This window comes from Alphaproteobacteria bacterium, from assembly GCA_040905865.1.
In the GTDB taxonomy this organism is placed as follows: Bacteria; Pseudomonadota; Alphaproteobacteria; order UBA8366.
In genome coordinates this window covers 35,704-50,463 of the sequence record JBBDQU010000066.1, presented here as the reverse complement: position 1 = coordinate 50,463, position 14,760 = coordinate 35,704, and the positions used below count along the sequence as shown (strand labels likewise).

At 60.6% G+C, this 14,760-nt stretch carries 14 protein-coding genes; 9 read left to right on the top strand and 5 right to left on the bottom strand.

What is annotated here, in order from left to right:
- Nucleotides 1–106: 106 nt before the first annotated feature.
- Nucleotides 107–970, top strand: coding sequence for an isocitrate lyase/PEP mutase family protein (locus WD767_14735; GenBank protein ID MEX2617349.1), 864 nt, complete (start codon nucleotides 107–109; stop codon nucleotides 968–970).
- Between the two features lie 16 nt (nucleotides 971–986).
- The gene (locus tag WD767_14730) at nucleotides 987–2,036 is read left to right on the top strand and encodes an LLM class F420-dependent oxidoreductase (protein MEX2617348.1); all 1,050 of its coding nucleotides are present in this window, start codon (nucleotides 987–989) and stop codon (nucleotides 2,034–2,036) included.
- 142 nt (nucleotides 2,037–2,178) lie between these two features.
- Here the strand turns inward: WD767_14730 and WD767_14725 are convergent, their stop codons facing one another.
- From WD767_14725 to petA, 5 genes are all read right to left on the bottom strand, one after another.
- On the bottom strand, nucleotides 2,179–3,423 hold the full coding sequence (locus WD767_14725; GenBank protein ID MEX2617347.1) for an MFS transporter: 1,245 nt from the start codon (nucleotides 3,421–3,423) through the stop codon (nucleotides 2,179–2,181).
- Nucleotides 3,424–3,601: 178 nt separating this feature from the next.
- Nucleotides 3,602–4,642, bottom strand: coding sequence for an LLM class F420-dependent oxidoreductase (locus tag WD767_14720; protein ID MEX2617346.1), 1,041 nt, complete (start codon nucleotides 4,640–4,642; stop codon nucleotides 3,602–3,604).
- Between the two features lie 412 nt (nucleotides 4,643–5,054).
- Nucleotides 5,055–5,813 (bottom strand): cytochrome c1, encoded by a 759-nt coding sequence (locus WD767_14715; protein MEX2617345.1) that lies wholly within the window; start codon nucleotides 5,811–5,813, stop codon nucleotides 5,055–5,057.
- Nucleotides 5,813–7,096, bottom strand: a complete 1,284-nt coding sequence (locus WD767_14710) for a cytochrome b N-terminal domain-containing protein (protein MEX2617344.1) — start codon at nucleotides 7,094–7,096, stop codon at nucleotides 5,813–5,815. The genes WD767_14715 and WD767_14710 overlap by 1 nt, the downstream gene beginning before the upstream one ends.
- A gap of 9 nt (nucleotides 7,097–7,105) precedes the next feature.
- On the bottom strand, nucleotides 7,106–7,651 hold the full coding sequence (petA, locus tag WD767_14705) for a ubiquinol-cytochrome c reductase iron-sulfur subunit (GenBank protein ID MEX2617343.1): 546 nt from the start codon (nucleotides 7,649–7,651) through the stop codon (nucleotides 7,106–7,108).
- Nucleotides 7,652–7,956: 305 nt separating this feature from the next.
- Here petA and WD767_14700 point away from each other — a divergent pair, with 305 nt between their 5' ends.
- The 7 genes from WD767_14700 (at nucleotide 7,957) to wecC (ending at nucleotide 14,750) form a co-directional block, all read left to right on the top strand.
- The gene (locus WD767_14700; protein MEX2617342.1) at nucleotides 7,957–8,436 is read left to right on the top strand and encodes a tRNA (cytidine(34)-2'-O)-methyltransferase; all 480 of its coding nucleotides are present in this window, start codon (nucleotides 7,957–7,959) and stop codon (nucleotides 8,434–8,436) included.
- Nucleotides 8,405–9,286 (top strand): oxygen-dependent coproporphyrinogen oxidase, encoded by an 882-nt coding sequence (hemF, locus tag WD767_14695; protein ID MEX2617341.1) that lies wholly within the window; start codon nucleotides 8,405–8,407, stop codon nucleotides 9,284–9,286. Before WD767_14700 ends, hemF begins: the two co-directional genes overlap by 32 nt.
- A gap of 28 nt (nucleotides 9,287–9,314) precedes the next feature.
- Nucleotides 9,315–9,860 (top strand): hypothetical protein, encoded by a 546-nt coding sequence (locus WD767_14690; GenBank protein ID MEX2617340.1) that lies wholly within the window; start codon nucleotides 9,315–9,317, stop codon nucleotides 9,858–9,860.
- A gap of 101 nt (nucleotides 9,861–9,961) precedes the next feature.
- Complete coding sequence (locus WD767_14685) at nucleotides 9,962–10,828, top strand: universal stress protein (GenBank protein ID MEX2617339.1); 867 nt, start codon at nucleotides 9,962–9,964, stop codon at nucleotides 10,826–10,828.
- A gap of 304 nt (nucleotides 10,829–11,132) precedes the next feature.
- Entirely contained in the window at nucleotides 11,133–12,341 is a 1,209-nt protein-coding gene (locus WD767_14680; protein ID MEX2617338.1) for a TIGR04063 family PEP-CTERM/XrtA system glycosyltransferase, read from the top strand.
- A gap of 50 nt (nucleotides 12,342–12,391) precedes the next feature.
- Nucleotides 12,392–13,516, top strand: coding sequence for a UDP-N-acetylglucosamine 2-epimerase (non-hydrolyzing) (gene wecB, locus WD767_14675; GenBank protein ID MEX2617337.1), 1,125 nt, complete (start codon nucleotides 12,392–12,394; stop codon nucleotides 13,514–13,516).
- A complete protein-coding gene (wecC, locus tag WD767_14670; protein ID MEX2617336.1) occupies nucleotides 13,500–14,750 on the top strand; it encodes a UDP-N-acetyl-D-mannosamine dehydrogenase in 1,251 nt (416 codons plus the stop codon). Before wecB ends, wecC begins: the two co-directional genes overlap by 17 nt.
- The last annotated feature ends 10 nt before the right edge of the window (nucleotides 14,751–14,760 follow it).

Here is a 14,760-nt window from a genome sequence, read left to right as displayed (position 1 = left end):
GGCACGGCACTGGTTTGCGCTGAATTCGGGTGATAACGTGCAGCCCGAATGACATCGCCGTTATGAAAGGCGATGTTTTTGCAACATGGACGGGAGAGGCCGACAGATGAACTGGACCGACAGACGTGAGCGATTTCGGAAACTTATCAATGGCGACAAATGCGTTCATCCGGGATCCGTCTACGACGCCATTTCCGCGCGGATAGCCGAGGATCTGGGATTCGAGGTCGGCATGCTCGCGGGATCCACCGGTTCGCTTTCCGTGCTCGGCGCCCCCGACCTGATCGTCCTTACCCTGACCGAATTCGCGGCGCAGGCCTACCGGGTCAACCGCGCCGGGAACCTGTCGCTGATGGTGGATGCGGATCATGGCTACGGCAATGCACTGAGCGTGAAACGCACGGTGGAGGAACTGGAGACCGCCGGCGTCGCGGGCATGACGATCGAAGACACTGTCCTGCCCACGCCCTACGGCGCCAGCGGCCAGACGATGATTTCCATCGATGAAGGCGTCGGCAAGATGAAGGCGGCGCTCGCCGGGCGCCAGGACCCGAACCTCGTCATCGCGGGACGCACCAGTGCTGTTTCCATCACAGGACTGGAAGACGCGATCGCCCGGGGCAAGGCCTATGAAGCGGCGGGCGTCGATGCCGTATTCTTCACCGGCGTCAACACCCGCGATCAGCTGGATGCGATTTCCGAAGCGCTCAATATCCCGATCTTTCTCGGCAGCATCAACGATGCGTTGAGCGACAAGGAATACCTCGGCGCGCGAGGTGTCCGGATCGCCCTGCAGGGGCATATGCCGATCATGGCGGGGGTGCAGGCGGTTTACAATACGCTGAAGGCGCTGCGCGACGGTACGCCGCCGAAGGAACTGAAGGGCGTTGCCGGCAGGGAGCTGATGGACCAGGTCACCCGCGCCGCCGAATACAAGCAGCAGTCCGCCAACTGGCTCAAGAGTAGCTGACGCGAAGGAAAAGGGCATGAAACTGGGCCTTTCCGTCGGATATTCCGGCCCCACCATGGAACTGCCGGTCGAGCGTGTGCAACTTGCCGAACGGCTGGGTTACGACTCGGTCTGGACGGCGGAGGCTTACGGGTCGGACGCGGTCACGCCGCTGGCCTATCTGGCGGCGGTGACGTCGCGCATCAAGCTGGGTACCGCCATCATGCAGGTATCGGCCCGGTCGCCCGCGAATGCGGCGATGAGCGCAGGCACCATCGACGCCATGGCGGGCGGCGGGCGGTTCATTGCCGGCCTGGGCGTTTCCGGTCCGCAGATCGTCGAAGGCTGGTACGGACAGCCCTGGGGCCGCCCCTATTACTGGCTGAAGGATTACGTCGCGATCATGCGCCAGGTATTCCGCCGCGAAGCGCCCGTCACCCATGACGGCAAGCAGATCAGCCTGCCCTATACCGGTGAGGGTGCGCTGGGCGTCGGCAAGCCGCTGCAATCCATCCTGCACATGAATCCGGATATTCCCATTTATATCGGATCGGGCAACGAAGCGACTGTCCGCCTGACCGGCGAAATCGCCGATGGCTGGATCCCGCTGGGATACGCGCCCGGCACCTTCCACGAATACAGGGGCTGGCTGGAGCAGGGGTTCGAGCGGGCCGGCAACGGCAAGGGATTCCACAATTTCGAAATTCAGGCTTCGGTGCATGTGGAAATAGACGAGGATGTGCAGGCGGCGCTGGACCGGCTGAAACCGCGCGAGGCGCTGTATATCGGCGGGATGGGCCACAAGGACAAGAACTTCCACAAGGAGATGATGATCCGCCGGGGCTATGCCGACGCCGCCGACCGGATTCAGGAACTGTATCTCGACGGCCGCAAACAGGAAGCCGCCGAAGCAGTGCCCGACGAATGGGTCGACGCCAAGGCGCTGGTCGGGCCGCCGGCGCGCATCAGGCAGCGCTACAAGGCCTGGGATGAATGCGAGGCTACCGGTTTGACGGTGCGCACCAAACAGGATGCGGCGGTCACCCTGATGGCGGAAGCGGCAAGGCTGAATCCGCCACGGCGCTGACTGCAATATCTAATTGTATATTTTTTTGGCGACCTCTTTGCAGGAGGTGCAAGAGACCCCATCTTAATCGATAATAGGCGGGCAACCGTCATTGGCGCCCCGGACAATCCCTCCCCCGGATCCCCTGCCCGGGGCGCCTCATTTACAGTCGTATCGCTGTCCGGCGCATTGTTCCCATGAGCAAGAACAGCAACACCAGCATTACGGTGGCGTCCACTGTCATCAAGAACAACGGCATCGAAAATCCGCCCGTCGCATGCGAGACGTAACCGATCGTCGCGGGGCCAAGCACGCCGCCGATTTCGGCGGCGGAAAAGAACATTCCCCCCGCTAGACCGGTTTTCCGGCTGTCGATGCCGGGAAGTTCGATCAACAGCAGCATCGTTGTCGTCGTCATGGCGCCGCGGGCAATGCCTTGAAGTATCAGCCCGGAGAGCAGTATCGGACCCGGGTCGGCGCGCAGCAGCAATGTCGCCCCCGCGGCCGACAGGAACACCAGCGCCAGGATCGGAATGCGACGGCTACCGGTGGCGAAGCGGGGAATTGTCAGGGCGGCGATAATGCCGATTGCTGTCGGAACTGCGGCCCAGAACCCGGCTTCGGCAGGCGCCATGCCCCGGCTGCGCAGGATTTCCGGTAACCAGTTTCCCAGCGCCTGATTGAAGAAAAAGATGCCCATTCCCAATAGCAGGACCAGGCGCAGCGACGGCAGGCGCAAGAGAGCGGTGACGTTTTCAAACGATGACGCTTGGGTGACCTGTTCGCACCGGCCCTCCACGGACCGACAGGTCAGGTTCAGATTGACCAGCAACCATACGGCGCCGCACGCAATGGCGAATCCGGCGTAACAGAACATGACCGCGCGCCAGTCGCCATTCATCAGCGGCAGGAATACGCTATTGGTCAACGCCACACCGGACACCGCGCCGAGGCTGGCCCCCGTCATATATATCCCCATTGCCAGCCCGCGTTCCGCCGATGCAAACCACAGGCTGACCAGTTTGGGCGCGCCGACCGATATTATCGGGCCCCCCATGCCAAAAACGGCGACGGCAAGGAACAGGCTGTACTCTCCGGTAGCCGCGCCGCGCAACGCGCCGGACGCGGCAATGAATGCTATGCCGATCAGCAGCGCGCGTCCCGGGCCGATTCGGTCCAGAAGCGTGCCGCAGGGTATCGCCGAGACGATATAGAGCAGGGGCCACGCGCCCATGATGAAGCCCATTTGGGCATAGTCGAGACCCAGTTCGGCGCTTATCGGTTGCACGATCGGCGCCATGCCGGCGGCGATCAGGCCGAAACTGAAATAGAGCAGCCAGACGCCGCCCAGCACTATCCAGCGATAGGAATGGGTTTCAACCTCAAACGGTATTTCGACGTGTTGCACAGGCGTTGAAAACCGGCTTTGTGATCGGCCGGAATTCCAGCCAACGATTCTGCTATCGTCCGGCTTTTTGACCGCAGGTCAATCTATTTACGAGCAAGTTTCCATTTTCGCTATCTTTGGTGGCGGTCGAGGTTGTGGCGGAAAAGGCGATTTTTCCGGGCGATGTCCGCTTGCCCGGTTAAAGCAGCGTCTCCGCAAGGATCCGCATTGCCTCCCGGGAGGGGCGTCGTGCGACCAGGGTTGTGACCTGGCCTCTTGCCGCCGCGTCTTTCCAGACGGACAGACGTTCGACGATACGTTCCCTTGGACCGACCAGCGCCACGGCATCGACAAGCGAATCGGGGACAGCAGCTACTGCGTCAGCTCTTTTTCCGGCCAGGAAAAGGTCCTGAATTTTTGCAGCGGCGGCTTCGTAACCCAGCTTTCCAGCATAATCGTTATAGAAATTTTTGTCGCGCGCCCCCATGCCGCCGATATAGAGCGCCATGTTCTGCTTGATCGGCAACCGGCAGGCATCCAGGTCGTTCCCGACCTGTATGGCGACAAATGGCGCCAGATCGAAGTTATCGAGTGTTTTGCCGTGGCCCGCCGCCGCGAAGCCCTCGTTCAACGGCGTTTCCAGAACATTGAATTTTTCCGGGTCCATGAAGATGGGGAATACGCCATCCGCCTTTTCGGCGGCGACGCGAAGTCCGGCGGGCGTAATCGCCGCTGTATAGATTTTCAGGGCGGGATCGCCATGCATGATGCTGCGTAACGGCTTGCCCAGGCCGGTAGCGCCCGCGCCCCGATAGGGTATCTGGTAATGCGCGCCGTCATGCTCAAGCGGCGTTTCACGCGCGAGAATGGCGCGGACGATGTCGATATATTCGCGGGTGCGGGCGATCGGCTTGCCGAACGGAACACCGTGCCATCCTTCGATAACCTGCGGCCCGGAAGGCCCGATACCCAGTATGAACCGGCCGCCGGACAGGTCATGCAGCGTCATGGCCGTCATCGCCGCCATGGCCGGCGTCCGGGACGGCATCTGCATGATCGCCGTTCCCACCTTCAGCCGGGTTGTCAGCGCCAGCATCCAGGATGCGGGGGTTACCGCATCGTTCCCCCAGGATTCAGACGTCCAGACCGAATCGAAACCGAGGTCTTCCGCTTCGCGGACCAACGCCATATCGATGGTATACCGACCGCTGAATTCCGCCGGAATCAATCCCAGTTTCATACGCCCATTCCTCTATTCCGTTTCCCCCCGGGAGCACCTTAACCCGGTGCGGGCCCCGGACGGCAATAAATCCAGATTTATTCTTTTTCGTTAATGATAATCACTTGCATTAGCATAATTCAGTTGGTACGGTCCCGATACTGTCGAATTGACGAAAGGAGCCCGCAACGGACAACACGTTGAACAATAGCCAAGAAACCGGCATGGGCGCGTAACCGAAGGTGCTAGCCACACTTTCTGCCTGGCCGGTCGGGGAATCCGGTTCACTCCCTCAGGTCACGCCATGTGACCCTCTCCTCTTGAGCCGGATTCCCCCCCTCTGTACTTACCGTTGCCGCCAATTCGGGACAGCCAATAAAAAAAGGGCCGCGAACTGCTTCGCGACCCTTTAATATTTTGCAATGACCGGGTGTTAGTGGACGTTCGCCCAGACCTTGCGTTTTACGGCAATCAGCAGCCCGCAGAATACGATGAGGAACAGCATCACCTTGAATCCCATCGCCTTGCGCTCTTCCATATTCGGCTCCGACGCCCAGGCGAGGAAGGTCGTGACGTCCCTTGCCATTTGTTCCACCGTTGCCGCCGTGCCGTCGGCGAATTCGACGCCACCTTCGAAGAGAGGTGGCGACATTGCAATCTGGTGCCCGGGGAAATAGGCATTGTAGCTCATGCCTTCCATTACCGTTACGTCTGAAGGCGGATCGGTATAACCGGTCAGCAATGCGTAAAGATAATCGGGACCACCGACACGGGCTTCGACCATAAGCGAAAGATCCGGCGGAAGCGCCCCGCCATTGGCCGCGCGGGCCGCCTGTTCGTTCGCAAACGGTTTCACCAAACGGTCGGACGGCAGGGCCGGCCGCATAAACATTTCGCCTTCGTCATTCGGTCCGTCCTGGACTTCGTGTTCGGCGGCAAACGCCTTGACTGCCGCCTCGCTGTATCCGATATCCATCAGGTTCCGGTAATAGAGCATGTTGAGGCTGTGACAGCCGGCGCAGACTTCCTTGTATATCTGCAAGCCGCGCTGAGCCGACGCCCGGTCATATGTTCCAAACGGGCCTTCGAACGACCAGTCCTGTTCTGGAATTTCGACTCCGCCAACAGCCATGGCCTGGCCGGCCGCACCGAACACCGCCGCCGAGATCAGGGTAACAATCGCCTTGCGCATTACGATTTCTCCATCTTGGCAGCCGTAGACCCTGCTGCGGCGCCGCCACCGCCGCCGGTGACGGCCTGACTGATACTTGTCGGCACCGGCAAAGGCGTCTCGATCTTGCCAAGCACCGGCATCACAATCAGGAAATGGAAGAAATAGTAGAAGGTCGATACCTTGCTGACGATCAGCGCAATGCCCTCCGCCGGTTGCGCCCCGCACCATCCCAGAGCCAGACAATCGATGACGAAGACCCAGAACACGAACTTGTAGATCGGCCGGTATTTCGCGCTGCGAACCTTCGCCGTGTCCAGCCAGGGCAGAATGAACAGGATCAGGATCGATCCGAACATCATCAGCACGCCCATCAGCTTCGCCGGAATGAACAGTACGTCAAAATCAATCGACCGCAAGATCGCGTAGAAGGGGAGGAAATACCATTCCGGCACGATATGCGGCGGCGTCTGCAGCGGGTTCGCTTCGATGTAATTGTCCGGTTCGCCAAAGAAATTAGGTGCGTAGAACACGAAGAAGGCGAAAACCAACAGGAAGACACCCACTCCGACCGAATCCTTGGCCGTGAAATACGGATGGAACGGCACCGAATCCTGCGGCCCGTTCATCTCGATCCCGTCGGGATTGTTCGATTTCGAGACATGCAACGCCACCACATGCAGCCCGACCACCGCAAACAGGACGAACGGCAGCAGGTAATGCAGCGAGAAAAACCGGTTCAGCGTCGGATTTTCCACGGAAAACCCGCCCCACAGCAATGTCACGATCCCGTCGCCGACGATGGGAATGGCCGAGAACAGGTTGGTGATGACCGTCGCGCCCCAGTAGCTCATCTGGCCCCAGGGCAGCACGTAGCCCATAAATGCCGTCGCCATCATCAGGAGCAGGATAACGACACCCAGCATCCATAACAGCTCTCGCGGCGCCTTGTAGGAACCGTAATATAGGCCTCGGAACATATGAATATAAACGACGATGAAGAACATCGACGCCCCGTTCATGTGAATGTACTGGATCAGCCAACCGTAATTCACATCGCGCCGGATACGCTCCAGACTTTCAAAGGCATGATCGACATGCGGCGTGTATTGCATCGCAAGAATGATCCCGGTCACGACCATAACCACCAGGACAATCGAGGCGAGCGCACCGAAGTTCCAGAAATAGTTCAGGTTCTTCGGCATCGGAAACTGTTGATACTCGTGGTCCATATACGTGAAGATCGGTAGACGATCGTCGACCCAACGGATCACCGGGTTCTTCCACTGTGAATCGGAACGCATCGACTCCCCCTACCCGATAAGGATTGTTGTGTCACTGACGAACGAATACGGCGGAACCGGCAGGTTCGTCGGCGCCGGGCCCTTTCGGATACGACCGGCCGTATCGTAATGCGATCCGTGACACGGGCAGAACCAGCCGCCGAATTCGCCTTGCGGATCCGTCGATTTCTGTCCCAGCGGAATGCAGCCGAGATGGGTGCACAACCCGATCATGACCAGCCATTCCGGCCTTTCCACCCGCGCGGAATCAGGCTCCGGATCGCGCAGGTCCGCTACCACGACTTCCGCTGCCTGCTTGATTTCCTCTTCAGTCCGGTGCCGGACGAATACCGGCTTGCCCTGCCAGACGACCGTAATTGCCTGCCCGGCAGGAATCGGTTCCAGATTTACCTCAACGGTGGAAAGCGCCAGCACTTCCGCAGAGGGGTTCATGGAATCGATCAGCGGCCATACAAAACTCGCCGTGCCGACCACGCCCATCGCGCCCGCCGCAAGCACGAGAAAATCACGCCGTTCGACGCCTTCGTCGCCCGACGTCGCCGCATTATCCGCCATGCTTTCCCCCTCATCATACATCGCCCGCTTAACCGGAACGATCTACACGCCAAATCGCGGCCATCATAACCGACTTGCTGCACGAAGCAAAAATAACGCAACAATCTCGCGCAACCCGCGACAGTAGGTCGCAGAGTATCCTTGTGAAGTCGTTAACAACGCCTGAAACGCGAACGTGACCCACCAGCCCCGTGTCCTATAATGCGATTCGCAATGAATGAAAAGGCGGGAACGCCAAGACAGTCCGTATCCGGATCGGTCACGCCTGCCGCGGCCGCGGCATCGTCCATTAATTCGGAACCGTAATGCGTATAGCCCTTTTCCAGCCGGATATACCCCAGAATACCGGTACGATCCTGCGGCTCGCCGCCTGTACCGGTATCGCAGCGGACATCATCGAACCCTGCGGCTTTGTATGGTCCAGTGCCCGGCTGCGGCGCGCGGGCATGGATTACCTCGATGGAGTCGCAATGGAGCGGCATGCCTCCTGGGAGGCTTATTGTCGTGCCCCCCGGGGTCGGCTCGTCCTTCTGACGACAAAGGGGACAACCGCCTTTACGGATTTCGCGTTTCACCCGGATGACACGCTGCTGTTGGGCAGCGAAAGCGCCGGCGTGCCCGATTACGTCCATGACATGGCGGATGCCCGCTTGCGGATACCGATGGCGCCGGCCGCCCGGTCGTTGAACATTGCGTTGGCGGCGGCGATGGTGTTGGGTGAGGCGATGCGGCAAACCGACGGATTTCCACGCCATGCAGGAGACGACGGAACAGGCGATGCGTGACGAACAAAAGAACCGGGCCAGCACCTGGTTCGCCAAACTGCGCGACCGGATTTGCGCGGAGTTCGAGGCAATCGAGGACGCGATGACCGGCGACAGCGCCGCGCCGGGTCGTTTCGAGCGCACCCCCTGGAACCGCAACGCCGAAGACAGTGGCGGTATCCAGAGCGGCGGCGGCGAAATGTCGGTCATGCGGGGGCGGGTCTTCGAGAAGGTCGGCGTCAATATTTCCACCGTGACGGGCACATTCTCCGAGGCGTTCCGCAAGGAAATTCCCGGCGCGGCGGAAGACGGAAGTTTCTGGGCATCCGGAGTTTCACTGGTGGCGCATCTTCGCTCCCCGCGGGTACCGGCGGTTCACATGAACACGCGCCATATCGTCACGGCGGAAGGCTGGTTTGGCGGCGGCGCGGACCTGACCCCGATGGTGCCGGACGACGCGGACACCGCCGCGTTCCATGCAGGCATGAGAGGCGCCTGCGACCGGCACGATCCGGCGTACTACCCCCGGTTCAGGAAGTGGTGCGATGAGTATTTTTTCCTGAAGCACCGCAAAGAGCCGCGCGGCGTGGGCGGGATATTCTATGATCGGCTCAACACCGGGGACTGGGAGGCCGATTTCGCTTTCACGCAGGATGTCGGACGCGCCTTTATCGAGACCTATGTGCCGATTGTTCGCCGCCATATGAACGAACCGTGGACCGATGCGGAGCGTGAGCACCAGCTCATCCGGCGCGGCCGCTACGTGGAATTCAACCTTCTGTATGATCGTGGCACGCGGTTCGGCCTGATGACCGGCGGCAATACCGAGGCTATCCTGATGTCAATGCCACCGGAAGTCCGCTGGCCATGAGTCCCAACGGCGAAGGAGATCCCCGATCGTGAAATATCCTCGTGTGCTGTGGCCGGTAATCGCCGCGGGCCTTTTTCTGGCGTCGCTCGGCGTCGCCCGTGCCGAAAACCTGTCGCCCGAAACGTTTTACGGAACCTTTCAGGGCAGCGGCTATGCGGAAAACCGCGACAGCCTGTATTTCGGCAGCACGGTTCGGGACCTCGATGTAGTCATCGGGCCGAGCGGCGGCGGATTCAGCGTCACCTGGACGACGGTCATCCGCGGCGGCAGCCCGAACGACCCGAAGATCAAGCGAAAGGCGCAGACGGTCAACTTTTCGCCGGCGGGCCAGCCAGGCGTGTTTCGGGGCACCCCGTCGGGAGATCCCCTGGCGGGGAACCCCTATGTCTGGGCCCGAATCGAAGAGCACACAATGACCACCTATATCTTGACCATTTCCGGCGACGGCACCTATGAAATGCAGAGTTACGCCCGCACCATGAGCGGCGCCGGCATGGACCTCGTCTTTACGCGCATTCGCGATGGCGAACCTGTCCGGTCGGCACAGGCCAAGCTCGTCAAGCTCGCAAATTAGCATTACCATCATAGAGTTCGCGTCGCATGATATAGATCATCGCGGTGTGCCGGCCCGTTCCCCGGTAATTCCGAAGCAGAAGATTAATAAGGAGCAGTGAGATGACAATCAGGGTAATATTCGCGCCTTTAACCGGCGGCAAGGCGGACGATACGGTTTTTGCGACCGCCGCCGCCGTCGCAAAACGGTTCAACGCCCATGTCGACACGACATTCCTGCGAACCGACCCGCGCGATGCGATACCGTATATGGGTGAAGGTATTTCCGGCGCGCTGGTGGATGAATCTATCCAGCGGGCGGAGGAAGAAAACGTCAACCGGTCACACAAGGCGCGGTCAGCGTTCGATGCCTGGCGCGATCGCGAAGCGATCACCCTCGCCGATGCGCCGTCCGGATCGACCGCTGCGACCTGCTCCTGGCGCGAAATCGTCGGCAATGCGGACCAGAACACCGAAGCCTGCGGGCGGCTGGCCGATCTCGTCATCGCGTCGCGCGATTCATCGGAGGGAACGGTCGAAAATGAAGTCGCCTTCGAGGCCGCTCTGTTGCACAGCGGGCGGCCCCTGTTACTGGCGTCTCCGACACCGCGAAGCAGCCTCGGCGACCGGATCATGATTGCCTGGAATGGCAGCGCCGAATCCGCCCGTGCGGTCGGCGCCGCCATGCCCTTTCTGAAAGCTGCCGGGTCCGTCACGGTGGTCACGGGAAACGAGGGCGATCTGCCGGGCCCCGGCGGCGATGAACTCAAGAAATATCTGGCCTGGCACGGAGTTTCCAGCCAAACGCGCGTTGTGGAGGTCAATGACCGGCCGGTCGGCGAAGTCCTTCTGGAGGCGGCGACCGACTCGACCGCGGACATGCTTGTCATGGGCGCATACAGCCACAGCCGCTTGCGCGAATACATCTTCGGCGGCGTCACCCGGTATATCCTGGACGAAGGCAACCTGCCTGTATTCATGGCGCACTGACCCTGCGGCAACGGAACAGGGACTGGCGCTGCAGGTAAATCTTGCGGCGCCAACGACTGCGGCCGTAATTCGGACAGGAAAACAAAAAGCAAGCGCGGCAACGGCATTTATTGTAAATTACATCGTAACGGTTTCAGCCTATCCTTATCACTGAACGAACCGCATTGCGGGTTCGCGCCGTGGCCTCCGACATGTTGCAGATTCCCGATTGAACCAGTTCCGTAATGCCCGTGCTTTCAACAAAATCAGTTCCGGCGTCTGTCGAACCGGCAACGCGACAGAACCCCAGGGATCTGCAATGAGCATCAAGATCCTTCATGTTTACGATCATTCGCTGCCCCTCCACAGCGGCTATGTGTTCCGGTCCATGGCGATATTGCGCGAACAGCGCAAACGCGGCTGGCAAACCGTCCATGTGACGACGCCCCGCCATACGGCGGCCGAAGCGCCGGTGGAGACATTCGGCGGTTTCGAATATCACCGGACGTTCCAGAAACAGGGTCTGGTGGCGCGCCTGCCGGTGATCCGCGATTTTGACCAGATGCGCCTGACGACCCGAGTTATCGAACAGGTGGCCGAACAGGAAAAACCCGACATCATACAGGCCAGTTCACCCGCCCTGAACGCCATTCCGGCAATGCGGGCCGCAAAACGCCACGGATTGCCCGTCGTCTATGAAATCCGTGCCTTCTGGGAAGATGCCGCGGTAACCGCCGGCGATACGATCGAAGGAAGCCTGCGCTACCGCCTGACGCGTGGCCTCGAAACTTACGCCGCTCGCAATGTGGATGCGGTCACAACGATCTGCGACGGGCTGCGGAAAGACCTGATCGCGCGGGGTATCCCGGCGTCGAAAATTTCCCTGATCCCGAACGCGGTCGATATAGAAAGTTTCGTCGCCGATACGCCGCGGGATGACGCGCTGTTGGCCGGCCTCGGCCTCGACGGGAAATTCGTGCTCGGCTTCATCGGCTCGTTCTATGCCTATGAAGGGCTTGACCTCGTCGTCGGCGCGCTGCCCGACATTGCCGCCAGGCTGGACAATGTGATGCTGCTCCTTGTCGGGGGCGGCCCGATGGAAGAAGCCCTGAAGGCGCAGGCGTCCCGGCTGGGCGTTTCGGACAGGGTCATCTTTACCGGCAGGGTGCCGCAGGCGGAGGTCAATCGCTACTATACTCTGGTCGATCTGCTCGTCTATGCGCGGCACCCGACCCGCCTGACGGATCTGGTGACACCGCTGAAGCCGCTGGAAGCCATGGCGCAAAAAAATGCGTTTCTGGCATCCGATGTCGGCGGCCACAAGGAGTTGATCCGGAACGGCGAAACCGGGTTCATGTTCCGGGCCGGCGACGAAAGGGACCTGACGGAAAAAATCGTGCAAATAGCAACATCCCGCGATACATTGCCGACGATTCTTGATGCTGGCAGGCGTTTCGTTGAAGAGGAAAGGAACTGGACCGCGAGTGTAAGCGGCTATCAGGCCGTTTATGACAGGGTCCTGGGGCGTGCCTGACTGACCGTGAAGCACCGCATATCCTCAACCAAAGTCGTTCGGAGTTTCCGATGAAAGTACTTACGGTTTTCGGGACCCGGCCTGAAGCCATAAAACTCGCGCCAGTTGTCAAGGCCCTCGCCGCGGCGCCGGATATCGAGGCCCGGGTCTGTGTTACCGCCCAGCACCGTGAAATGCTCGACCAGGTTCTCGACCTGTTCGGCATCGTCCCCGATGACGACCTCAATCTTATGCGCGACCGGCAGACACTGGCCGGGATCACCGCCGCGGCGCTGGATGGCGTTCTGGAGGTCATCAGCAGGTTCACGCCCGACTACGTCGTCGTCCAGGGCGACACGACGACTACCTTCGCCGCTGCTTTGGCGGCTTATTACAGCAAGGTTGCGGTTGCCCATGTCGAGGCCGGGCTGCGCACCGGCGACATGTACGCGCCCTGGCCCGAAGAAGGGAACCGCAAGCTGACCAGCGCGCTGGCCCGGCTGCACTTTCCGCCGACGACGGCATCCCGCGACAATCTGCTGCGGGAAGGCATCCCGCCCGACTCAATCGAGGTCACGGGAAATACGGTTATCGATGCCCTGCTCGACGTGGTGGAGGAAGTCCGTACCGGTCCGAGAGGCCGCGAATTCGCGGAACGCTTCGGTTCCGTCATCGACCCGGCTCGCAGGCTCATTCTCGTGACCGGCCACCGCAGGGAGAGTTTCGGCCCCGGCATGGAGAATATCTGCCGGGCCCTGGCGACGCTGGCGGAGCGCGACGACGTTCAGATCATCTATCCGGTGCACCTGAACCCCAATGTCCAGGAACCGGTAAGCCGTATCCTGGGCAATGCGGAACGCGTCCATCTGCTGCCGCCGCAGGACTACCTGCCGTTCGTCTACCTTATGGACAGGTCCTATCTGATCCTGACCGATTCCGGCGGCATCCAGGAGGAGGCCCCGTCGCTCGGCAAACCCGTTCTGGTCATGCGCGATAAAACGGAGCGCCCGGAAGCGGTTCAGGCCGGGACATCGAGGCTGGTCGGGGCCGACAGCGCCCAGATCGTCGCCAACGCCACTCAACTGCTCGATTCGGAATCGGAATATGACAGAATGGCCCGCGCCCATAACCCCTTCGGCGACGGGCGCGCCGCGGAACGCATAGTCGAAAGGTTACGCTGTGAATACAGAAATTAAAAAAGTTTCCGTTGTCGGACTGGGGTATGTGGGCCTGCCCACCGCGGCGGTCCTGGCAAGCCGCGGCGTCGAGGTCGTCGGCGTCGAAATCAACGACGACGTCGTCAGGCGAATCAACGCCGGCAACGTGCATATTACCGAACCTGACCTGGACATCCTGGTGCAGGGTACCGTCGCGACGGGCCGGTTGCGGGCGACGACGACCCCGGAAGCGGCATCCGTTTTTGTTATCGCCGTGCCGACGCCGTTCAAGGACGGCCACGAGCCGGACCTGAAACATGTTCAGGCCGCCGCGAATGCGATTGCGCCCGTCCTCGAATCCGGCACGCTGGTCATTCTTGAGTCGACTTCGCCCGTCGGCACAACGGCGCAGTTGTCCGCATGGCTCGCGAAGGCGCGTCCGGACCTGACGTTTCCGGCGAAAGGCCAGGAAAACCCCGATATCAATGTCGCCTATTGCCCGGAACGGGTGCTGCCCGGGCGTGTGCTGATCGAACTCGTGGACAATGATCGTATTATCGGCGGCATGACGCCGGAATGCGCCGCGAAAGCCGTCGATTTCTACCATATTTTCCTGCAGGGAGAATGCCTGGTCACCGACGCCAATACGGCGGAACTGGCGAAACTGACGGAAAATTCATACCGGGATGTCAACATTGCCTTCGCGAACGAACTGTCGCTGATCTGCGATCATCTCGATATCGACGTCTGGGAATTGCTGCGTATGGCGAACCGGCACCCGCGCGTCAATATCCTCAATCCCGGCCCGGGTGTCGGCGGGCACTGCATCGCGGTCGATCCCTGGTTCATCGTTTCCTCCGCCCCAGAACAATCCCGCCTGATCCGCACCGCACGCCTGGTCAACGACGACAAGCCGGGGCATGTCATCGCCAAAGTGACCGCGCATGCGGACAGGTTCAAGAGCCCGGTGATCGCCTGCCTCGGCCTGTCGTACAAACCCGACATCGACGATTTGCGTGAAAGCCCGGCGCTGAAAATCACGGCGGAACTCGCCGGAATGTCGGTTGGCGAAATTCTGGTGGTCGAGCCGCATATCGAGAAGCTGCCCGCCGTTCTGGCCGGCAAGCCCAATGTGACGCTGGTCGACGCCGCCACCGCGATCGAACGCGCCGATATCGTCCTGCTGCTTGTTGCGCACCGTGCCTTTCGCCGAACCAACCGCACGGTGCTGAACCAGAAAATACTGATCGACACGCCCGGCCTGTGGGCGTGATGATCCAATC